This is a genomic window from Flexivirga sp. B27, assembly GCF_052905685.1.
The window spans coordinates 733120-753974 of record NZ_JBPYUM010000001.1 but is presented as its reverse complement, the minus strand read 5'-3'; the positions used below and the strand labels follow the sequence as shown (position 1 = coordinate 753974).

18 protein-coding genes are annotated in these 20855 nt (G+C 68.4%); 13 read left to right on the top strand and 5 right to left on the bottom strand.

Going from position 1 to position 20855, the window contains the following annotated elements; all coding sequences use genetic code 11:
- Together ACSZL9_RS03600 and ACSZL9_RS03595 are read right to left on the bottom strand one after the other, a co-directional pair.
- The gene (locus ACSZL9_RS03600; protein ID WP_446664095.1) at positions 1 to 753 is read right to left on the bottom strand and encodes an IclR family transcriptional regulator; all 753 of its coding nucleotides are present in this window, start codon (positions 751 to 753) and stop codon (positions 1 to 3) included.
- Positions 750 to 1892, bottom strand: coding sequence for a sugar kinase (locus ACSZL9_RS03595; RefSeq protein ID WP_446664094.1), 1143 nt, complete (start codon positions 1890 to 1892; stop codon positions 750 to 752). Before ACSZL9_RS03595 ends, ACSZL9_RS03600 begins: the two co-directional genes overlap by 4 nt.
- 110 nt (positions 1893 to 2002) lie before the next feature.
- On the opposite strand from ACSZL9_RS03595, the gene ACSZL9_RS03590 reads away from it, so the two are divergent.
- From ACSZL9_RS03590 to ACSZL9_RS03560, 7 genes are all read left to right on the top strand, one after another.
- A complete protein-coding gene (locus ACSZL9_RS03590; protein WP_446664093.1) occupies positions 2003 to 3316 on the top strand; it encodes an amino acid deaminase in 1314 nt (437 codons plus the stop codon).
- An 11-nt stretch (positions 3317 to 3327) separates the two neighbouring features.
- A complete protein-coding gene (locus ACSZL9_RS03585) occupies positions 3328 to 4944 on the top strand; it encodes an N-acyl-D-amino-acid deacylase family protein (protein ID WP_446664092.1) in 1617 nt (538 codons plus the stop codon).
- On the top strand, positions 4941 to 5615 hold the full coding sequence (locus ACSZL9_RS03580; RefSeq protein WP_446664091.1) for a bifunctional 4-hydroxy-2-oxoglutarate aldolase/2-dehydro-3-deoxy-phosphogluconate aldolase: 675 nt from the start codon (positions 4941 to 4943) through the stop codon (positions 5613 to 5615). The genes ACSZL9_RS03585 and ACSZL9_RS03580 overlap by 4 nt, the downstream gene beginning before the upstream one ends.
- A gap of 25 nt (positions 5616 to 5640) precedes the next feature.
- The gene (locus tag ACSZL9_RS03575; protein ID WP_446664090.1) at positions 5641 to 7104 is read left to right on the top strand and encodes a GntT/GntP/DsdX family permease; all 1464 of its coding nucleotides are present in this window, start codon (positions 5641 to 5643) and stop codon (positions 7102 to 7104) included.
- A 256-nt stretch (positions 7105 to 7360) separates the two neighbouring features.
- Entirely contained in the window at positions 7361 to 8509 is a 1149-nt protein-coding gene (locus ACSZL9_RS03570) for an LLM class flavin-dependent oxidoreductase (RefSeq protein ID WP_446664089.1), read from the top strand.
- Positions 8506 to 9156, top strand: coding sequence for a CE1759 family FMN reductase (locus tag ACSZL9_RS03565; protein WP_446664088.1), 651 nt, complete (start codon positions 8506 to 8508; stop codon positions 9154 to 9156). Before ACSZL9_RS03570 ends, ACSZL9_RS03565 begins: the two co-directional genes overlap by 4 nt.
- Before the next feature lie 14 nt (positions 9157 to 9170).
- Positions 9171 to 9617, top strand: coding sequence for a DUF2752 domain-containing protein (locus tag ACSZL9_RS03560; RefSeq protein WP_446664087.1), 447 nt, complete (start codon positions 9171 to 9173; stop codon positions 9615 to 9617).
- Positions 9618 to 9686: 69 nt separating this feature from the next.
- On the opposite strand, the gene ACSZL9_RS03555 is transcribed toward ACSZL9_RS03560, so the two are convergent.
- Positions 9687 to 10088, bottom strand: coding sequence for a DUF4190 domain-containing protein (locus ACSZL9_RS03555; RefSeq protein WP_446664086.1), 402 nt, complete (start codon positions 10086 to 10088; stop codon positions 9687 to 9689).
- Between the two features lie 225 nt (positions 10089 to 10313).
- Between ACSZL9_RS03555 and ACSZL9_RS03550 the strand changes: the two genes are divergently transcribed.
- Both ACSZL9_RS03550 and ftsY read left to right on the top strand, forming a co-directional pair.
- Complete coding sequence (locus ACSZL9_RS03550; RefSeq protein ID WP_446664085.1) at positions 10314 to 10496, top strand: hypothetical protein; 183 nt, start codon at positions 10314 to 10316, stop codon at positions 10494 to 10496.
- An 82-nt stretch (positions 10497 to 10578) separates the two neighbouring features.
- Positions 10579 to 12006 carry a signal recognition particle-docking protein FtsY gene (gene ftsY / locus ACSZL9_RS03545; RefSeq protein ID WP_446664084.1) on the top strand — a complete coding sequence of 476 codons (1428 nt, stop codon included), beginning with the start codon at positions 10579 to 10581 and terminating at the stop codon, positions 12004 to 12006.
- 179 nt (positions 12007 to 12185) lie between these two features.
- On the opposite strand, the gene ACSZL9_RS03540 is transcribed toward ftsY, so the two are convergent.
- Positions 12186 to 13112, bottom strand: a complete 927-nt coding sequence (locus ACSZL9_RS03540) for an oxygenase MpaB family protein (RefSeq protein ID WP_446664083.1) — start codon at positions 13110 to 13112, stop codon at positions 12186 to 12188.
- Positions 13113 to 13416: 304 nt separating this feature from the next.
- Here ACSZL9_RS03540 and ACSZL9_RS03535 point away from each other — a divergent pair, with 304 nt between their 5' ends.
- The 4 genes from ACSZL9_RS03535 to ffh all read left to right on the top strand — a co-directional run bounded on the left by ACSZL9_RS03535 (position 13417) and on the right by ffh (position 19294).
- Positions 13417 to 14811 (top strand): ammonium transporter, encoded by a 1395-nt coding sequence (locus tag ACSZL9_RS03535; RefSeq protein WP_446664082.1) that lies wholly within the window; start codon positions 13417 to 13419, stop codon positions 14809 to 14811.
- On the top strand, positions 14808 to 15146 hold the full coding sequence (locus tag ACSZL9_RS03530) for a P-II family nitrogen regulator (RefSeq protein WP_446664081.1): 339 nt from the start codon (positions 14808 to 14810) through the stop codon (positions 15144 to 15146). The genes ACSZL9_RS03535 and ACSZL9_RS03530 overlap by 4 nt, the downstream gene beginning before the upstream one ends.
- A gap of 141 nt (positions 15147 to 15287) precedes the next feature.
- The gene (locus ACSZL9_RS03525) at positions 15288 to 17597 is read left to right on the top strand and encodes a [protein-PII] uridylyltransferase (protein WP_446664080.1); all 2310 of its coding nucleotides are present in this window, start codon (positions 15288 to 15290) and stop codon (positions 17595 to 17597) included.
- Positions 17598 to 17680: 83 nt separating this feature from the next.
- Positions 17681 to 19294, top strand: coding sequence for a signal recognition particle protein (ffh, locus tag ACSZL9_RS03520; protein WP_446664079.1), 1614 nt, complete (start codon positions 17681 to 17683; stop codon positions 19292 to 19294).
- A 55-nt stretch (positions 19295 to 19349) separates the two neighbouring features.
- On the opposite strand, the gene ACSZL9_RS03515 is transcribed toward ffh, so the two are convergent.
- Positions 19350 to 20846, bottom strand: coding sequence for an RNA polymerase sigma factor (locus tag ACSZL9_RS03515; protein ID WP_446664078.1), 1497 nt, complete (start codon positions 20844 to 20846; stop codon positions 19350 to 19352).
- Positions 20847 to 20855: the final 9 nt, after the last annotated feature.

Sequence of the window (20855 nt, the reverse complement as noted above, 5' to 3'; positions counted from 1 at the left end):
TCAATTCCTTTCAGTGGTGGACCAATCGGCCTCGATCGAGGCCGTGGCGCGTTGCAGGGTCGGGATCAGGTCGTGCACGGCGTCGCGGGTCAGGATGACGTCGGGCACCGAGATGGATGCAGCGGCGATGATCCGGCCGGTGCTGTCCCGGATGGGTGCGGCGACGCAGTTGATGAAGTCCTCGTGCTCCGCGGAGTCCTCCGACCAGCCCTGCGCGCGGACCTTCGCCAACTCTGTGCGGTAGGCGTCCGCATCGGTGATCGTGCGCTCGGTGAACGCGTGAAAGTCGTTCGCTTCCAGGGCAGCTCGCAGCTTCGTCTCCGGCAGCTCACTGGTGAGGACCTTGCCCACCGCGGTCGCGTGCAGCGGCGCGACAAGGCCGACCCGTGAATACATCCGCACCGAGCTGGTGCTCTCGACCTTGGCGATGTAGACCGCCCGGCCGCTCTCGTATGCCGCGAGGTGCACCGCCTGCCCGCCGGTCTCCCGGCCGAGTCGCTCCAGGTGCGGCAACGCGATGTCCCGGATGGCGTGGTGTTCAAGAGAACTCGCGCCCAGCTCGAAGAGCCGGGAGCCGAGGAAGAAGCGATGGTTGTCGTCGCGGCGGACGAAGCGGTCGTCCTCGAGGGTCCGCAGCAGCCGCAGCACGGTGGTCTTGTGCACGCCGAGCGTCTCGGCGAGCTCGTCCAGGGACCGTCCGCCGTCGGCGAGTTGGCCCAGCAGCTGCAGGGCACGGGCGAGGCTCTGGCTCATCGGCTCTCCTGATCCTGGGTGGTGTCGTCGGTGGGTGACCTCGACAAGCTCGGCCAGCTCTCGGTGTTGGGGTTTGGCCGGCTCCCGGTATTGGGGTTCGACCGGCTCGGGGTATCCGATTGCAGCACAGGTGAATCGATGCCCTCGGCACTGACCACTGTGTCGGCCCAGTCCTGCTCGGTCGCGGTCAGCAGTGCCTGGCGTATGGCGCTGCCGGGCAGCCGGCTCGCGTGGTCGCCCGGCTCGGCGAGCACACAGGCAGCGGTGAGATGCCCGAGTCGGAGACGCTGTGCGGCGTCATACCCCTGCAGCAGGCCGGTGAGGTAACCGGCGGCGAATCCGTCTCCGGCGCCGACGGGTTCGAGGACCTGCACGCGCAACGCCGGCTCCGCGGTGGTGCCCTCCGGGGACACCTCGGTGGCGACGTGGGCGTCGGACTTGATGACGATGCGTGCGCGCGGACCGAGCAGGTCGCGCAGTGCCTCGGGCGAGCTGACACCCAGGGCTGCCACGGCCTCGTCGGCGCCCAGCAGCACGATGTCGGCGGCGCGCAGCAGGGCGATCAGCGTGCGCGGTTCCTTGCCGCGCCACAGCGCCGGACGCCAGTTGAGGTCGACGCTGAGGGTGAATCCGGCGGCGTCACGGGCCTCGGCCAGGCGCTGCAGCAGATCGCTGTCGGAACTCAGCACACCGGCGGTGATGCCCGAGGTGTGCACGAGCTCGCAGTCGCTGAGCGTTGCTGCGACATCGGGTGCCTCGAGCAGGCGCCCGTCCATCGCAGCTGCCGCAGATCCGTTGCGGTAGTAGTACATCCGGCTGCCGCCGGCGCCGGAGTCCTTCAGGTAGACACCGGTCGGCCGCTGCGGATCCCGCTCGGCGACGACGGTGACGCCGCGGGCCGTCAGATCGTGCTCGACGAAATCACCGAAGGGATCCTGCCCCAGCCGGGACACCCAACAGGTCGGTATGCCGAGCGCGGCAAGTGCGCCCGCGACGTTTGCCTCGGCTCCGCCCACGGAGCGGTGCAGCAAGGCCGAGCCCGCCAGCCCGCCGGGCTCGTGCGGACGCAGCATGACCATCGCTTCGCCCAGGCACAGCACCCGAAGTGATCCCGGCGATCCGGTCGATCCGTTCGTCACCGTGCGGCCCTCTCCAGTGGAAACCTTGACGTTGTGCTGGCCGTGATGCTACACAAGGCAATCACATTATGCAATGCACGTTGCAAAATACGCAACGATGGAGGTTGGGCATGGACCGCGCGGCACTGGACGCGCTCGGTGAGGAGCAGGTCGACTGGCGGCACAAGGGCATGCCGCCGGAGCTCTGGGGCCGGACCGTCGGCGAGCTGCGTGCTCGTCGCCCGCACCTCTCTCAGCTGCCGACGCCGTTGCTGACGCTGTCCCGGACGGCGCTCGACCACAATCTCGCCGCGCTCGCATCCTGGTGTGCCGACAGGGGATTCGATCTCGCACCGCACGGGAAGACCACCATGGCTCCGGCGCTGTGGGAGGAGCAGCTGCAGGCCGGCGCCTGGGCGATCACCGTCGCCAACCTCCCGCAACTCGCCGTCGCGCGGGAGTTCGGCGTGCAGCGGGTGATGGTGGCCAACGCGGTGATCTCGCCGCTGTCGCTGCGCTGGATGTCCGATGAGCTTGCCGCTCATCCCGAGGACGAGATCTACGTGTGGGCCGACGCCGTGCGGACCGTGCAGCTCATGCACGACGCACTGGCTGCCGATGTGCCCGACCCCGGCACGCGTCCGAAACTGCGCGTGCTGGTCGAGCGCGGTGGCAGCGGCGGACGGACCGGTGCCCGTGACTTGGCGACCGCGCTGGAAGTCGCTGCGGCGGTTGAGGATTCGCCATACCTGGAGCTTGCGGGAGTCGCCGGCTATGAGGGTGCGATGGCGCACACTCCGGACGAGCAGGCACGCGAAGTCGTCGCGGCATACCTGCGGGATCTCGCGCAAGTGCACCACGAGCTCGCCGCCGCTGGGTGCTACCCCGAAGGCAGCACGCCGGTGGTGAGTGCAGGTGGCAGCGCCTACTTCGACGTCGTCGACGACGTGCTGCGTCCGTTGGCCGACAGTGGTGCGCGCGTGGTCCTGCGCAGCGGCGCCTACATCGTGCATGACGACGGTTTCTATCGCGGCATCTCGCCGCTCGGGGAGCACCCGCGCACTGCAGGGCCCACACTGCGGGCTGCGATGCACGGGTGGGTCAGGGTGAGCTCCCAGCCCGAGCCCGGTATGGCGATCTTCGACGCCGGCAAGCGCGACCTGCCCTTCGACGAAGGCATGCCGGAGGTGCAGTTGCTGCGTCCCCGCAACACGGGCGATCACACCGTTGTGCTGGAGGGCATCGAGGTCACGGCGCTGAACGACCAGCACGGTTTCCTGCATTTCGACCCCGACTCGCCCGCGCCGGTGCAGATTGGTGACGAGCTTCGCCTCGGGTTGTCGCACCCTTGCACCGCGTTGGACAAGTGGGTGCTCGTCCCGGTCGTCGAAGACGCGGACGCCGATGACCCCGTCGTGGTCGACCTGGTGCGGACCTGGTTCTGAGATGCGTTGGCATGACGGCTGATTGGCTCATCCGCAGGGCGACGGTGATCGACGGGTCCGGGGGCCCGGCATACACCGCGAACGTCACCGTGACAGACGGTGTGATCACCGGGATCCACCGGGGCACCGCCGCAGCAGGCTCGGCCCGACGTGTCATCGAGGCCGAAAACAGCGTGCTGGCACCGGGATTCATCGACATGCATGCCCACTCCGACATCCAGATCCTGGCCTCACCTGAGCACATGGCCAAGGTCAGTCAGGGTGTGACCCTGGAGGTGCTCGGGCAGGACGGCCTGTCGTTCGCGCCGGCCGACGAGGCATCCCGGGCGGCGCTGCGCCGGCAGATCGCCGGCTGGAACGGCACGCCCGACAGCTTCGACGACCGCTGGGCGACGGTCGCGGACTACCTGGACCGGCTGGACCGTGGGATCGCCTGCAATGCGGCCTATCTGGTGCCGCAGGGCACGCTGCGGCTGATGGTCGTGGGACCGGACGACCAGCGCGCGACCCCGGAGCAAGTGCGCCGGATGCAGGCCTTGCTCGCGGCCGGCCTCGAGCAGGGCGCGATCGGCATGAGCAGCGGATTGACGTATCCACCAGGCATGTTCGCCGATGACGCCGAATTGACACAGCTCCTGCGGGTGGTCGCGGATCACGGCGGTTACTACAGCCCACATCACCGCTCGTACGGCGCCGGCGCACTCGAAGCGTATGCCGAGATGATCGACGTGTGCCGGGCAGCCGGCTGCGCGCTGCATCTGACCCACGCGACGATGAACTTCGCCCCCAACGCAGGACGTGCGGGGGAGTTGCTGCGACTGATCGACGACGCGCTCGATGCCGGTGACGACATCACCCTGGACAGCTATCCCTACTTGCCGGGCTCGACGACCCTGAGCGCCATCCTGCCGAGCTGGGCGACGACCGGCGGCCCGGACGAGTTGCTGCACCGACTGCAGGACCCGACTCTGCGGGAGCGCATCGGTTACCAGATCGAGCAGGTCGGCACCGACGGCTGCCACGGCTGTGTCACGGACTGGCAGACGATCCAGATCAGTGGTGTCGGCAACCCCGACCTCTCGGACGCGGTGGGTCGGACAATCGATGAAATCGCCGCATCGACAGGGCAACCCGCCCTCGATGTCTTCTTCGACCTGTTGCTCCGGGACCGGCTCGCCACCACGATCCTGCAGCACGTCGGTCACGAGGACAACGTGCAGGCGATCATGCGCCACCGCACACACTGCGGCGGGTCGGACGCGATCCTGGTCGGCGAGCGACCGCATCCGCGAGCCTGGGGCACCTTCCCGCGTTACCTGGCGCACTACGTGCGTGAGCTCGGTGTGCTTGACCTCGTCGATTGCGTGCACCACCTCACCGGCCGGCCGGCGGCACGGCTCCGGCTGCAGCGGCGCGGCCTGGTGCGCGAGGGGTATGCCGCCGACCTGGTCCTCTTCGACCCGGACGGTGTCCGGGACACCGCGACATTCGACGACCCGCGGCAACAAGCCGCCGGCATCGACTGGGTGCTGGTCAATGGCACGGCCGTGATCGAGGCCGGGCACCGCACCGACGACCTGCCAGGGCGCGCGATGCGCCGCACCGACGAAGGGACGAGAGCATTGTGAACGACACAGCGACAGCAGTATTGGACGCACTCGCGCAGGATCGGGTGCTGTCGATCGTGCGGGCGCCACGGATCGACGATGTCGTCGCGCTGACCGGTGCCTTGTCGGCCGGCGGCATACGGGTGCTGGAGCTGACCTTCACCACACCGGGCCTCACCGGCCTGCTGCGGGACGCCGCCGAGGCGGCCTCGCGGACGGACGGCGTCGTCGGGGCCGGCACGGTGACCTCCGCCGACCAGGCTCGCGCCGCGGTCGAGGCGGGTGCGCAGTTCATCGTCACGCCCGGACTCGGTCCGGACGCAGGCGGGATCGTCGAGGTCGCACACCGGGCCGGCGCTGCCGTCGTGCTCGGTGCGCTGACACCGAGCGAGCTGCTGACCGCGGTCGGCCTCGGCGCGGACGTGGTGAAGATCTTCCCCGCCCGAGCGGTCGGCCCGACATACTTCTCGGACCTGCGCGGTCCGTTCCCCGACGTCCCGCTCGTGCCCAGCGGCGGCGTCAACAACGACAATGCTGCCGCGTTCCTGGCCGCCGGCGCGCTGGCCGTGACCGCCGGGACATCCGTGGTCACACCGTCCGACGTCGCCGAGGCTCGCTGGTCCGACATCAGGAAGAACGCAGCGGCCTTCTGCGCTGCGCTGGGCAACTCCACAACCCACGACAACGCATGAAAACCCTTGAGAACCGGAGAGATTCATGACTTCAATGTTCCATCCGGCGTCCTTGGCCGCCGCGGACGACACCATCAAGAAGATCCACGAGCCGTGGGAGGGGCACGACACACAGGCCCTGGTGGTCACGGTCATCGGCATCGCGATCATCGTTGCGTTGATCGTCAAGCTGAAGATGCACGGCTTCCTCGCGCTGACGATCGGCTGCCTGGTCGTCGGCATCGGCTCCGGCATCAACCTGGCGGACGTCGCCGGGTCGTTCGAAACCGGCGTGGGTGCCGTGCTCGGCAACGTCGGCGTGCTGATCGTCCTCGGCGCGATGCTCGGCAAACTGCTCGCCGACTCCGGCGGCGCCGACGAGATCGTCGACAAGATCCTCACCGGCGGGGGAGGAGCGCTTCCCTGGCGAATGGCGTTGATAGCGTTCATCATCGGCATCCCGATGTTCTTCGAGATCGGCCTGGTGCTGCTGATCCCCGTGGTCATGTTGGCGATCAAGCGCTCCAAGAAGCCGGCGATGACCCTCGCCATACCCGCGCTGGCCGGGCTGTCCGTGCTGCATGGCTTCATCCCGCCGCACCCCGGGCCGCTCGCGGCGATCGCCAACCTGCACGGCGACGTCGGCACCACGCTGGCCATCGGCCTGCTGATCGCGATCCCCACAGTCATCATCGCCGGGCCGCTCTTCGCCATCCTTGCCGCCCGGATGGTGCCGATCGGCGCCGCCGGCGCCGGCGGCAACCTGGTGAGCGACACCGGGCCCGACTTGACCCAGGACAGTGTCGAGGCCGCTCCGGCGGACGGCACGCAGAAGGCCACCCGACGACCGACCTTCGGCTGGACGATCGCGACCATCCTCTTTCCCGTGGTGCTGATGCTGATTCGCGCGGCCGCCGAGGTCTGGATGAGCGAGGACGCCTCGATCTACCCGTTCCTGCAGTTCATCGGTGAGCCCGTGGTGGCGCTGCTGCTCGCGGTGCTGATGGCGATGGTGACCTTCGGGACCACGGTGGGTTTCTCGCTCGACACCCTCACCGAGAAGATGAGCGACAGCCTCAAGCCGATCGTCAGCGCGACCTTCATCGTCGGCGCCGGCGGCGGCTTCAAGCAGGTGCTGCTCGACGGCGGCACCGGCATCGCGATCGGCAAGATCGCCGTCGCGGCAAGCCTGTCCGCCCTCGTGCTCGGCTGGATGATCGCGGTGCTGATCCGCGTCGCCACCGGGTCGGCGACCGTCGCCACGGTCACCGCATCCGGCATCGTCGCGCCGCTGGCCGTCGGACTGTCGTCCACGCACCTGGCTCTGGTGGTCCTCGCCGTGGGTGCCGGCTCGCTGTTCTTCTCGCACGTCAACGACGCCGGGTTCTGGCTGGTCAAGGAGTACTTCGGTATGACGATCGTGCAGACCCTCAAGACCTGGTCGGTCATGGAGACCATCATCTCGGTCGTCGGTCTCGCACTCACCTCGCTGCTCTGGGTGATCATCTAGCGGCGGCTTGGCTTCCCGCGGCGCGCACCCGCACCACACACGCCGACAGGCCCAGCGATGATCGAGAGGCCCCCGGATTTAGCTCCCACGAGGGCCAAATCCGGGGGCCTGTCGGCGAACGAGGGGCCTCTCGGCGAAGTGGGAAGGGGCGGGCTGGAATAGGACAGCGCGCACGGCTGTTGTGTTGAGCAGTTAGTTAAAATTTGAGATACTTCTAGAGAGTTCTAGAGCATCGCGAGAGCAGGGAGTGAGTGACATGCAGTTCGGCGTCTTCACCATCGGTGACGTCACCCAGGACCCGACGACCGGCCGCACGCCGACCGAGGCCGAGCGTGTGCAGTCGATGGTCGCCATCGCGAAGAAGGCCGAGGAAGTCGGCCTGGACGTCTTCGCCACGGGTGAGCACCACAACCCGCCGTTCGTCGCGCCCGCCAACCCGCCGATCCTGTTGAGCAACATCGCCGCGCAGACGACCAACCTGCAGCTGTCGACGGCGACGACGTTGATCACCACCAACGACCCGGTGCGGCTGGCCGAGGACTACGCCTACGTGCAGCACCTCGCGGGCGGCCGCATCGACCTGATGCTCGGCCGCGGCAACACCGGCCCGGTCTACCCATGGTTCGGCAAGGACATCCGCAAGGGCATCCCGCTCGCGGTCGAGAACTACCACCTACTGCGCCGCCTCTGGCGGGAGAAGGTTGTGGACTGGGAGGGCGAATTCCGCACCCCGCTGCACGGCTACTCGCTGGCGCCCGCGCCGCTGGACGGCGTCGCGCCCTTCGTGTGGCACGGCTCGATCCGCAGCCCCGAGATCGCCGAGCAGGCCGCGTTCTACGGTGACGGCTTCTTCCACAACCACATCTTCTGGAACAAGGAGCACACCGCCTCGATGGTCGGCCTCTACCGCCGGCGCTTCGAGCACTACGGGCACGGCGCCGCCGACCAGGCGATCGTCGGTCTCGGCGGACAGGTGTTCATGGCCGACACCGAGGCGGAGGCCAAGCGGATCTTCCGTCCCTACTTCGACAACGCCCCGGTCTACGGACACGGCCCGTCGCTGGAGAGCTTCACCCGCGACACCCCGCTGACCGTCGGCACGCCCGAGCAGGTCATCGAGCGCACGCTCGGTTTCGCCGATTACGTCGGTGACTACCAGCGCCAGCTCTTCCTCGTCGACCACGCCGGCCTGCCGCTGGACGCCGTCCTGGAGCAGATCGACATCCTCGGCAAGGAGGTCGTGCCGGTGCTGCGCAAGGAGTTCGAGGCTCGTCGCCCCGAGCATGTGCCGAGCAACCCGCCCACCCACGCGAGCCTGGTCGCCGAAGGACCGGACTCGCCGCACCGCAAGGTGATCAGCGCGACCGCCGGTCTCGAGCAGGTTGCCGAGGAGGTTTCCGCATGACCCGCCGAGTCGTGGTCCTGACCGCCGGGCTGAGCCAGCCGAGCAGCACCCGGCTGCTCGCCGACCAGATCTCCGGCTCGGTCGAGGCTGCCGTCAGTGCCCGAGGTGAGTCGGTCGACATACAGACCTATGAATTGCGTGAATACGCAGTCGATCTCGCGACCATGATGGCAACCGCGGGTATGCCGACGGCACGTCTCGACCAGTTGCGGCGTGCCGTGTCGGCGGCGGACGGACTGGTCGTCGTGACGCCGGTCTTCGCGGCGAGCTACAGCGGCGTCTTCAAGATGTTCTTCGACGCCCTGGACGCCGACGCGTTGAACGGTATGCCGGTGATCATCGCGGCCACCGCGGGCACGCCACGGCATTCGCTGGTCCTCGACCATGCGCTGCGTCCGCTGCTCAGTCACCTGCGTGCGGTCGTGATGCCGACCGGTGTCTTCGCCGCGACCGAGGACTTCGGCGGCGGCGCAGCGGGGCGCGACCTGGCTGCCCGCGCCGGCCGTGCCGCGGCCGAGCTGGCCGCGCACGTCGTCTCCGACGGCGGCGCGGTCGCCGGATTCACACCGACCACCGCCGACCGCGACTCCGGGGTCGACGTGCCGAGCGAGGTCACCCCGTTCCTGAAACTGCTCGGCAAGCAGTGACCTAATCTGGGGGAGTGACAACAGCCCGACTGCAGCGGCCGGACGCTGCGCAGGTGCCGCTCGCGCGACGAGTGCGCGAGCCGGTCCTCATGGCGACCGGTGGCGCGGGAGCGTTGGTGCTGCTGCACTTTCACGACCCGCACCAGTCCGGGTCCTATGGCTTCTGCCCGTTCCTGACGATCACCGGCTGGCCGTGTCCGCTGTGCGGCGGGCTCCGCGCGATGAACGACCTCACCCGCGGTCAGCTGGGCGACGCGCTCACCAGCAATGCCGCCGCGGTTTTCATCCTGGTGGCGGGAGCCGCGCTGATAGTTCGGTGGTTCGTCCGGCGGGCGAAAGGCGAGGTGCAGGCTGTCCTGCTGAACACACCGAAGGTCGCAACGACAATCTTTGCGGTCGCCATGGTGCTTTTCACCGTTTACCGCTGGACGCCTTGGGGCCACTGGCTCTATCAGGCATAGCGACACCTGGCGACATACGAGAAGGGCCGGTCACCACACGGTGACCGGCCCTTCAGTGTCGGTATGACGTCAGCCCGCGAGCCGGACGATGGCAGCGACGATGGTCCACGCGGTGCCGATGATCCCGCAGATGAAGCCCGCCTGGACCTTGCTGCGCCCGCCGAGCATGCCGCCGGAGGCGTCGATCTGCTGCAGTGCCTGGCGACCCATGATGATCGCGGGGATGCCGGTGAACAGGCCACAGCAGGGGATCGACAGGATCCCCAGGATCATGATGAGGGTCGCCTTGTCGTGCTCCTGCGGCTCCACCGCACCGCCATACGGGCTGCCCTGCTGAGGCGCACCGTACTGCGGGGATCCGTAGGGCTGTGCGCCGTACTGCGGGGACCCGTACTGCGGGTTGCCCGAGCCGTCCTTCGGCTGTTCGCCGTAGCCGTCAGGCTGGTTGGGGTCGTTCGGGTAACTGGTCACAGGGTGATCCTTCGGTCGGTTGCGATCCGGACGAGAGTAACGAACGAACAGGCAGCGTGCACGCGTGTCCGACGTTGCGGCACGTCGCGAAGTCGGCGGTGTTCTCGCCTGTCATTGGTGCTTGGCCGAGTGTTCACCGTCCGCGCGGTATGGGTTGGGCAATCTTCCGCGCGAAACCACGGGTATGGCTTTGGTAAAACACAGGTCAAGTCGGACAATGGAGCCATGGTGTGGTTGATCTTGGCGTTGGTTGTCGGTGTGGCTCTCGCCGGGACGGTGATCGGTCTCGTCGCCGTGCCCGCACGACGTGAGGGACGCGAGTTGCTGACCGAGCGGGCCGAGGGGATGGTCACCTCGGTGACCGAGCGACGTGGTCGCAAGGTGGGCGCTGACTCCGAAGCGGAGTGACACGCCGGACGATCCTGTCCGTTGCGCGGAACCGCGCACGCCGGGGTGACACCACGCCCGGTTCGTCGATCCATTTGGGAGGATGTCGGGCGTGGACTCGCTCTGGGAAATCCTTGTCATCATCACGGTCGTCGTTCTCGCGGGGCTGGCGCTGCTCGTCGGCTACCTGCGGGGCAGCGGCAGGAAGTCGGCCCCGCCGGTAGAGCCGCCGCCTCCCGCACGCGAGGCGAAGACCCGAAGCGCCAACACCTACAAACCGAGTAGTACGGCGACGATCGACACCAGTAAGGGTGCGCCGTCGAAGCCTGCAGCCGGGCAGCCGCCTGCCACAGAGCGTCCGGCCGACGGGTCGGCCGCACCCGGTGCCGGGCCGGCCGAGTCTTCTGCCCCGTCGAAGCCCGCGGAGTCCACCGCCGAGCCGGTGGCGCGGGACGGCGGGCCGCAGACGGCGGCACAGGAGCAGCCGCCCGCCCCGGCGCAGCAGGCACCGACCGACGCCGAGGTTGCGGCTGCCGAGCAGGAGCTCGCCGACGAGCCCGCCTCCAGCGAGTCGGGCTCCACGACGACGACCGAGATCGAACGACCCGAGTCGGCTCGCGGTCGTATGACGAGACTGCGTTCGCGGCTGGCCGGCTCCAACAACGCTCTCGGCAAGGGCCTGCTCACCGCGCTGTCCGGCGACAAACTGGACGATGCCGTATGGGAGGACGTTGAGGACACTCTGCTGGGCGCCGATCTCGGCGTCGACGCCACGACAGAGATCGTCGACGGCCTGAAACGTCGAGTTCAGGTTGAAGGTGCACCGAGCGACGAGCAGCTGGAGAGCTGGCTGCACCAGGAGTTGCTGGCGCAGGTCGGACCGGACATGGACCGCCGCATCGCAGGCACCCGGGTCGGCGACCGTCCGGCGGTGATCATGATCGTCGGCGTCAACGGCACCGGCAAGACCACGACCGTGGGCAAGCTCGCGCGCGTCCTGGTCGCCGAGGACAAGGACGTCGTGCTCGGTGCGGCCGACACCTTCCGTGCCGCGGCTGCCGACCAGCTCGAGACCTGGGGCGCCCGCGTCGGTGTGCCGACCGTGCGCTCCGACAAGGAGGGCGCCGACCCGGCAGCCGTCGCGTTCGACGCAGTCAAGGCCGGCAACGTGGGCGAGGTCGATGTCGTCATGATCGACACCGCCGGCCGCCTGCACAACAAGGTCGGCCTGATGGACGAGTTGGCCAAGGTCAAGCGGGTCATCGAGAAACAGAGCCCGATCGACGAGTGCTTGCTGGTGCTCGACGCGACGACCGGCCAGAACGGCATGCGCCAAGCGGAGATCTTCGCCAAGGCGGTCGACGTCACCGGTGTCGTGCTCACCAAGCTGGACGGCACGGCCAAGGGCGGCATCGTGGTCCTCGTGCAGCGCGAGCTCGGTGTCCCGGTCAAGCTGGTCGGCCTCGGTGAAGGTGCCGACGACCTCGCGCCATTCGACCCCGAGGCGTTCGTCAACGCCGTGTTGGATTGACGTTGATTGATTCCGCTCCTCGCGAAGGGGGCCGTTGCGGGCCCCACCTTCCGCGTCCTCGACTGAGACCCCACCTTTCGCCAGTGACGGCTCCCTCGACGAATGACGGTGGTATGACGCCGTCACTCGTCGAGGGAGCCGTCACTGGGCGGGGAGTGGTGGGCCGTCTCGGGGCCGTTTCAGGAGCGGCGAGCGGCGTCAGTGGCTTGATTGACGCGGCGGTCCTGTTGCACCTGCGGGTCAGCCAACATCCAGCGCACCCCGGTCGCGCCCGCGATGCCCGCGCCGCGCAGCAGCGCCGGAGCGCCGGGAGGAGTGCGGATCCCCAGCATCTGCCGGGCGTATGACGGCAACGTGCCGACCGCGCCCGCCACCAGACTCAGATAGGCAGGGCGTGCCGAGACCGGCAGCGGTGGCTTCCAGGTGATGAAGTGCAACGCCGACCGCGCCGACGCCGTGCCGCGCAGCTCCGGACGGAAGGACTCCAGCGTCTGCTCCAGCCCGGCGACCGAAGTCGGCGCGCCCTCGAACCCGAGGCGCATCGACACGGAACCGATCTGGGCGACATACGTGTCGGCCTCGGTGTCGGTCAACGTCCCACCACCGAACGCGCGGAAACAGGTCAGGAAGCTGTCCGCCTCGGCCGCGTGCACCCACGCCAGCAGATGCGGGTCGTCGGCGCGATAGGGCACGCCCTCGAACGTCCCGTGCACCCTGCGGTGGATGCTGCGCACCCGGGCCAGCAGTTGCTCGGCGTCCGGGATGGTGCCGAACGTCGTCGTCGAGACGAAGTTGCTCGTCCCCTGCAAGCGCCCCCACGGGTCGTCGCGGTAGTTGGAGAAGTCCTCGACACCGGCCATGGCCAGCGGGTGCAGGGCCTGCAGCAGCAGCGCACGGATCCCGCCGACGAACATCGCGGCGTCCAGGTGCACGCGCCAGATCGGGTCGTCGGGGCCGAACCAGCGGTCACCCTCCTTGCCCCAGATGCCGTCCGCGCGCCGGGTCGCGTCCTCGCCGGCAACCCGCTCGCGTAGTTGGACGGCGGCCTTGTGGCGCACCGTGTCGTGCACACGGCGCACCGGTCCGGGCAGCACCAGTGACGTCATACAGCCATTATGCGTCCGGGGTCTCGATACGCTCGCTCGTGCCTCGCGAGCTACTCGACCAGCTTGGGTGTCGGGTCTCGATACGCTCGCTCGTGCCTCGCGAGCTACTCGACCAGCTTGGGTGTCGGGTCTCGATACGCTCGCTCGTGCCTCACGAGCTACTCGACCAGCTTGGGTGTCGGGTCTCGAACTACTCGACCGGCTTGGGTCGCGAAACGTGTTGTTAACACCGCCGTCGAGAAGCAACGTGGATGTAACACCGACGGGAACGTGACTGAAACCGTGCATTGACAAGGTCTTTCGCATGACCTCCCTGACACACGGACTGTCGGCCGCAGCGCCGCCGACACTCGACACCGGCAACACGGCCTGGATGCTGATCGCGGCGTCCCTCGTGCTCTTCATGACGATCCCCGGACTCGCGCTGTTCTACGGCGGTCTCGGGCGATCCCGCGGAGTGCTCAACATGATGATGATGTCCTTCGGGGCGTTCGGAGTCATCGGCATCATCTATGTGCTCTGGGGCTACTCGATGTCCTTCGGCACCCACGACCACCTCGGCATCTTCGCCGGACCCTTCGAATTCTGGGGATTGACAGGCATTTTGCCGGGGGAGCCGGGCAGCACCGTGCTGCAGGCGGGTGGCATACCGACCCTGGTCTTCGCCGGCTTCCAGTTCACCTTCGCCGCGATCACCGTGGCGCTGATCAGCGGCGCTATCGCCGATCGAGCGAAGTTCTCGACCTGGCTGGCCTTCTCCGGGTTGTGGGTGACTCTGGCGTATTTCCCTCTCGCACACATGGTTTGGGGCGGCGGACTGCTGTCCGGATCGGCGGACGGGATCGCGGCGAAGCTCTTCGGCACGGTCGACGGTATGGCGAAGGTCGCCCCCATCGACTTCGCAGGTGGCACGGTCGTGCACATCAACGCGGGTATTGCCGGTCTGGTCCTGGCCCTGCTGCTCGGCAAGCGCGCCGGCTTCGGCAAGTCACCGATGCGCCCGCACAACGTGCCGCTGGTGATGCTCGGCTCAGGCATCCTGTGGTTCGGCTGGTACGGCTTCAACTCCGGATCCGCTCTGGGTGCAAACGAATCCGCAGCTCTGGTCTGGGTCAACACCACCGTCGCGACGTGTGCGGCGATGATGGGCTGGCTGCTGCTGGAGAAGCTGCGTGACGGTCACGCGACCTCGGTCGGCGCTGCGTCCGGCATCGTCGCGGGCCTGGTCGCGATCACTCCCGCCTGTGGCAATGTCACTCCGCTGGGCGCGATCGGCGTCGGGTTGGTCGCGGGTGTGGCGTCGGCATACGCGATCGGGCTGAAGTTCAGGTTCGGCTTCGACGACTCGCTCGACGTCGTGGGCGTGCACCTGGTCTCCGGACTCTGGGGCACCCTGTCGCTGGGCGTCTTCGCCCGCGGGACCGGCCTTGCGTATGGCGAATGGCGCCAGTTGGTGGTGCAATTCGTGATCGCGCTAGTGGCCCTGCTCTACACCGCGATCGTCACGACCGTCATCGGCTACGCGCTGAAGGCGACGATGGGCTGGCGGATCAGTGACGAGGACGAGGCCGAGGGGGTCGACCAGACCGAGCACGCCGAGACGGCATACGACTTCGGCAGTGTCTTCTCGGCCAGCCGGATCGGTCACCGCCCGGCGCGCCACGATTCCGACAACAGCAAGGAAGAGGTCACGGCATGAAACTCATCACCGCCATCATCAAGCCGTTCCGGCTGGACGACGTGAAGGAAGCCCTGGAGGCCTATGGCATCACCGGTATGACGGTCAGCGAGGCCAGCGGTTACGGCCGGCAGCGAGGGCACAGCGAGGTCTACCGCGGTGCGGAGTATTCGGTCGACTTCGTCCCGAAGCTGCGGCTCGAGGTCGTCGTGGAGGATCTCGACGCCCGCAGCGTCGTGGACGTCATCGTCAAGACCGCACAGACCGGCCGCATCGGCGACGGGAAGGTGTGGGTGATGCCGATCGACGACATCGTCCGTGTGCGCACGGGTGAGCACGGTGACGGCGCGTTGTAGCGGCGGGTCTCTCAACCCGGACGAACACCTGTGCCGACAGGCCCCCCTTTCATCGACGGGCCCCTCGATTGCACCCGATTTCGCCCGTAATTGGGGGTCCGCTCGGCGAACCGGGGGCCTCTCGGCGAAGGGGGTGCGGTTGTGAGTCGGCCTGCCGTCGACCGGGAACGTCTCGACCTCGCCGGAACGCGCGACTTCGGGACGCCGGGTGCAGGCGCGCGGCGGCGTGAGCGACTGACGGCATACGCCAGGGACGTGCTGGCAGATGTATGGCGGGCCGCCACACCACCCGAGGGTGTCGCGCTCGCCGTCGTCGGCGGCATCGCACGAGGCGACAGCGGGCCGTTGTCCGACTTCGACGTGGTGCTGCTGCACGACGAACGAGGCTCGTCCGACCTCGACGGCCTGGCTGATCGGATCTGGTATCCGTTGTGGGACAAGGGAATCCGGCTGGACCACAGCATGCGTACACCGACGGACTGCCGGGCCGTCGCGACCGCCGACCTCAACGCCGCCGTCGGACTGCTCGACGTCCAGCACGTCGCCGGGGACGCGCTGCTGGTCGCCCAGGTCCGGCAGGGGATCGCGCACGACTGGCGCTCGAACGCCCGCAAGCGCCTGCCTGAACTGGTCGCCTCGTTGCGTGACCGGCACATCCGTCACGGCGATCTGACACACGAGCTCGAGCCGCAGCTGAAGGAGGCCGCGGGCGGGTTGCGCGACATGACGGTGCTGCGTGCGCTGGCCGCGACGTGGCTCGCTGACCGTCCGCACGGGGCGGTCGACGTGGCATACGACCGGTTGCTGGACGTGCGTGACGCGTTGCACGTCGTCACCGGCCGCTGGCGCGACAAGTTGTCCAGGCAGGACCAGGACGCGGTGGCCGCCCTGTTGGGCGAGCCCGACGCCGACGCGCTGCTCACGTCGGTCGTGCAGTCCGGACGCACGATCTCGCACGCACTGCAGGACACGCTGCGCCGGGCCGGGCAGTCGCAGCGGGCCCGCACGCTGCGCGCCGGGCCACGCCGGCCGCTGCTACGTCCGCTCGGCCACGGTCTCTACCTGCATGACGGCGAAGTGGTCCTCGGTCGCCGGGACATCACCCGTCGCGGGCCGCTGACGCTGCTGCGCGCTGCCGGCGCCGCAGCACGACGCGAAATGCCGCTCGGGCCAACGACTCTCGCGAACCTGACCGACCCGGTCCCTGCCTTGCCGACGCCGTGGCCGGAGGAGATCCGGGACGTGTTCGTCGATCTGCTGGCTTCCGGCGAGGGGCTGCGTGCGGTCTGGGAGACCTTGGACCTGGCAGGCGTGATCGGGTCGTGGCTGCCGGAGTGGGCGCCGGTGCGCAGCCGGCCACAACGCAGCCCGGTCCACCGCCACACCGTCGATCGGCATCTGATCGAGACGGTCGTGGCCGCGGCGGGTCTGCGCGACCGGGTGCAGCGGCCCGACCTGCTGCTGATCGCCGCCCTGTTGCACGACATCGGCAAGATCGCGGGGGTGCACGATCATGCCGCCGAAGGCGCCCCGGTCGCCGGGAACGTAGCGCGGCGAATGGGATTCGCCGAAGCCGACGTTGAGACCATCACCCTGCTGGTCCGCGAGCACCTGACCGTGGTCGACCTGGCGACCCGGCGTGACCCGGACGACCCGGCCACTGTCGCAGCACTCCTACGCGCGGTCGACGAACGGCCCGACCTGCTCGAGCTGCTCGTCGCGCTGACCGAGGCCGACGCCGTGGCTGCCGGGCCGAAGGCGTGGACCTCCTGGCGTGCCGAGCTGGTGCACCGGCTGGCGCAGCACGGCCGTGCGGCGCTCGAGGGCCGGTGGCACCGCCCGCCGGAGGAGGTCGAGCTACTCCGCGACGACATCCGTGCCCGGGTGATGAGTGGTGCGCCATACCTTGCGCTCGTGCCGACCGCGTCCGGCGCGACGATCGAGATCGCCGACCGCGACCGACCGGGCCTGTTCGCGGAGTGCGCGGCGCTCCTGGTGTCATTCGGTATGACGGTGCGCTCCGCCCGGATCCGCACCTCCGACGGCATCGCGCACAACACCTGGCGGGTGGAGGCGCCATACGCCGACCTGCCCGAGGTGGCGGACTTGGAGCGGCGCCTGCGCGAGGGCGTGCCCCACCTCGCTCGCGGGACCCGGATCGGTGCGCCGATCGGGAGCGCGCCATCCCGCGCGACGCTCGTGCCGGGCGCGTCCGACGACGCGCTCGTCATCGAGGTGCGCGCCACCGATCGTCCGGGGCTGCTCGGCGATCTGGGTCAGACGTTCGCGGCGGACGGATTCGCCATCCGATCGGCCCACGTCGCCACGTATGCCGGGCAGTCGCTGGACACCTTCTATCTCACCCGTGAAGGTGTCACTCCGCCCGACGTGGCGCGGATCATCGCTGCCCTCATCGACGCGTGTGATGGAGGTTCGCTCGTCTCGGGCTAGCTCCGGCCGAAGGACGGGCCAAAGGCATCGCTTAACTGACGCGAGGATGAGGGACGAATCCTCGCGTCAGTTAACCTTGCTGCGTGTTCAACAGCCTGTCCGACCGCCTGACGTCGACCTTCAAGAACCTCCGGGGCAAGGGTCGCCTCACCGAGTCCGATATCAACTCGACGATCCGCGACATCCGCCTCGCGCTGATCGACGCCGATGTCGCGACGCCGGTGGTGCGCGAGTTCACCGGGCGCATCCGGGAGCGCGCGCTCGGCGCCGAGGTCAGCGCTGCGCTCAACCCCGGTCAGCAGGTCGTCAAGATCGTCAACGAGGAACTCATCGAGGTCCTCGGTGGCCAGACGCGCGAGCTGCAGCTGGCCAAGCGGCCGCCGACCGTCATCATGCTGGCGGGTCTGCAGGGTTCGGGTAAGACCACGTTCGCCGGCAAGTTGGCCAGGCACCTGCGCGACAAGGGGCACTTCCCGGTGCTGGTCGCGGCCGACCTGCAGCGGCCCAACGCCGTCACGCAGCTCGAGGTCGTCGCCGAGCGCGCCGGCGTGCCGTGCTTCGCACCCGAGCGGGGCAATGAGGGCGGCCACGACGCTGCGACAGCCGAGGGCACCCAGTCGTATGGCGACCCGGTGTGGGTCGCCCAGGCAGGTGTCGGGCAGGCCAAGGTGCGTCAGTACGACGTGGTCATCGTCGACACCGCAGGCCGTCTGGCCGTCGACGAGAACCTGATGAAGCAGGCTGCCGACATCCGCGAGGCGATCCAGCCCGACGAGGTCCTCTTCGTCATCGACGCGATGATCGGCCAGGCCGCGATCGAGACGGCGCTGGCCTTCCAGCAGGGGGTCGACTTCACCGGTGTCGTGCTCTCCAAGCTCGACGGTGACGCCCGTGGTGGTGCCGCGCTGTCGGTTGCGTCAGTGACCGGACGGCCGATCATGTTCTCCTCCGTGGGTGAGCAGACCAAGGACATCGAGGTCTTCCACCCCGACCGGATGGCGTCGCGCATCCTCGACATGGGCGACATACTCACCCTGATCGAGCAGGCCGAGAAGGCCTTCGACCGTGATCAGGCCGCCGCGATGGCGCGCAAGTTCATGGACGAGGAGGACTTCACCTTCGAGGACTTCCTGCAGCAGATGCAGGCCATCAAGAAGATGGGCAACCTCAAGGCGCTGATGGGCATGATGCCCGGCATGGCGGGCATGAAGGACCAGCTCAACGCGCTCGACGAGAAGGAGTTCGATCGCGTCGAGGCGATGGTCCGCTCGATGACGCCCTTCGAGCGCACCCACCCCAAGCAGATCAACGGCTCGCGCCGGGCGCGCATCGCCGGTGGTGCCGGCACGACCGTGTCCGAGGTCAACCAGTTGCTCGAGCGTTTCGGCCAGGCGCAGAAGATGATGCGTCAGATGCGGCGTGGCGGAGGCGGGATGCCCGGCATGCCGGGACTGCCTGGCGGCGGCGGTGCCGGTGGTGGCAAGCGCGGCAAGCAGCAGGCCAAGAAGAAGAAGGGCAAGAGCGGCAACCCGGCCAAGCGCGCGCAGCAGGAGAAGGCCGCCGCACAGAAGGCGTCGGAGGCGCGGGACAAGGCGATGGGCGGCGCGTTCGGCCAGCAGGAGGAGCCGGACTACTCCGACCTGAAGCTGCCGAAGGGCTTCGAGAAGTTCCTCGGTCCGGGTGCCGACAAGGACTGAGCGGGGAAGTCGCGAGTTACCCGGGTATGACGCCCGGCCGCTCTGGCGGCGCGGGTCAGTTGGTCTGCACCGACGTCGGGCCGTGCTCGGCAGGCTCGTCGTCCGCGTAGCGGTCGGCGACCACTTGGAGTGTCCAGGGTCCGCGGGCGTCCTTGACGGTGATCTCCACGGGCATGGTCCGTGCGTTCGTCTGGGGTGTGCCGACCTGCTGGAACTCTATCTGCGGGATGTGGCGGTCGACGAGCGCACAGCCGGTGCTCTGCTGTAGCTCCCCGTAGCTCACCGTGCGCCGGTTGCCGCAGGTCGTCCACGGCACACGGTGATCCGCACGCACGAGGTAGCGGCCGGTCGTCGTGGGGGAGAGCAGGCCGACGACATTCAGGTTGCCGTCGCCTCTCGGTAGCTGGAGTGTGCCCTTGAACGTCCCGTTGGGGTGCTCGGCCCCGCCGCGCAGGGTCAGCACCTTGCCCTTCACCCGCGGTCGCAGTTGGACGCCGTCCATCGAGTCCAGCACCCGGAGGTCGTCGAGCGTGGTGCCCGTCTGCACATCGAAATGTCCTGTGGCAACGGGGTATTCGCTCAGCGGCACCTGTTGGTAGACAGCGACCGGCCAGTGTTTCCGACTGAAGTCGTTCACCGAGACCAGGGTGTCTCCCGACACGGGGGTCAACGGCGTCAACTTGTCCTTGCGCTTGCACTGGGTGCGGCGGCGGAAGTAGTTGCCGCTGGTCAGATCGCTCGAGACCGTCATTCCGAGCCCGGGGCCGAGCACATTGCAGTTCATCGCGACCGCACTCGTGGAGTCGACGGAGAACTCGGCGGAGGGACCGGGTTCGACCTCACGGATGTCGACCAGCTTGTAGCCCTGGGTGTATGCGGGGAAGTGTGTCCCGTGCTCGTGGTTGAGCCCGTCGGGAGTGCGCAGCCAGTCCTTGTGTCGTTGCTGCGAGAAGACGACCGTCGTGACGGTCAGTGCGAGGACGAGGAAGGCGGCGACATACGTCCACCAGGGACGCCGCGGTGGCGGTGGGACGTCCCGGAGGTCGGCGAGTGTGGTGGTCGCACTCGGTGTTGTGGCGAGGTCGCCGAAAGCATCCAGGAGAGAACGCAATTCGCCCGAGTGGGGTGACATGCCGGGCAGTTCGTCATACGGGATGGAGCGCAGGGTGGCGTCGGTGGAGCGCCCGGAGATCTGCAACGCGCGAGCGGTCTCGCGCTCGTCGAGGCCGTCGACGACCTGCAGCAGCAGGATCGCGCGCTGTCGCGGTGACAGCTGGGCGAGTGCCCGGAACTCGTCGGGCAATTGGGAGACGTCGGTGATCTCGGTCGGGGTGTCGTCGCGCACCGCGAGGCGTGCCATGCGCAGTCGTGCGTCGGCACCCGCCTGGGCGAGGTCGACGTCTTCGCGCCGCATGTCGGTCAGCACCCGGACGACCAACTGCTCAGCGGCGTCCTGCGTGCCCATCAGTTGGAAGGCGTCGTGGTGCAGGTCCTGGGTGCGTGCGGCGATGAACTCCTCGAGTTGCTCGTCCTGGTGCTCACGCCCCCGCATACCGGCCAG

Coding starts and splice junctions, on each gene's coding strand:
- ACSZL9_RS03515 (WP_446664078.1), bottom strand. CDS start 20,846: ATGCGGGGGCGTGAGCACCAGGACGAGCAACTCGAGGAGTTCATCGCC.
- ACSZL9_RS03575 (WP_446664090.1), top strand. CDS start 5,641: ATGACTTCAATGTTCCATCCGGCGTCCTTGGCCGCCGCGGACGACACC.
- ftsY (WP_446664084.1), top strand. CDS start 10,579: ATGTCGGGCGTGGACTCGCTCTGGGAAATCCTTGTCATCATCACGGTC.
- ACSZL9_RS03600 (WP_446664095.1), bottom strand. CDS start 753: ATGAGCCAGAGCCTCGCCCGTGCCCTGCAGCTGCTGGGCCAACTCGCC.
- ACSZL9_RS03550 (WP_446664085.1), top strand. CDS start 10,314: ATGGTGTGGTTGATCTTGGCGTTGGTTGTCGGTGTGGCTCTCGCCGGG.
- ACSZL9_RS03530 (WP_446664081.1), top strand. CDS start 14,808: ATGAAACTCATCACCGCCATCATCAAGCCGTTCCGGCTGGACGACGTG.
- ACSZL9_RS03565 (WP_446664088.1), top strand. CDS start 8,506: ATGACCCGCCGAGTCGTGGTCCTGACCGCCGGGCTGAGCCAGCCGAGC.
- ACSZL9_RS03590 (WP_446664093.1), top strand. CDS start 2,003: ATGGACCGCGCGGCACTGGACGCGCTCGGTGAGGAGCAGGTCGACTGG.
- ACSZL9_RS03535 (WP_446664082.1), top strand. CDS start 13,417: ATGACCTCCCTGACACACGGACTGTCGGCCGCAGCGCCGCCGACACTC.
- ACSZL9_RS03585 (WP_446664092.1), top strand. CDS start 3,328: ATGACGGCTGATTGGCTCATCCGCAGGGCGACGGTGATCGACGGGTCC.
- ACSZL9_RS03570 (WP_446664089.1), top strand. CDS start 7,361: ATGCAGTTCGGCGTCTTCACCATCGGTGACGTCACCCAGGACCCGACG.
- ACSZL9_RS03540 (WP_446664083.1), bottom strand. CDS start 13,112: ATGACGTCACTGGTGCTGCCCGGACCGGTGCGCCGTGTGCACGACACG.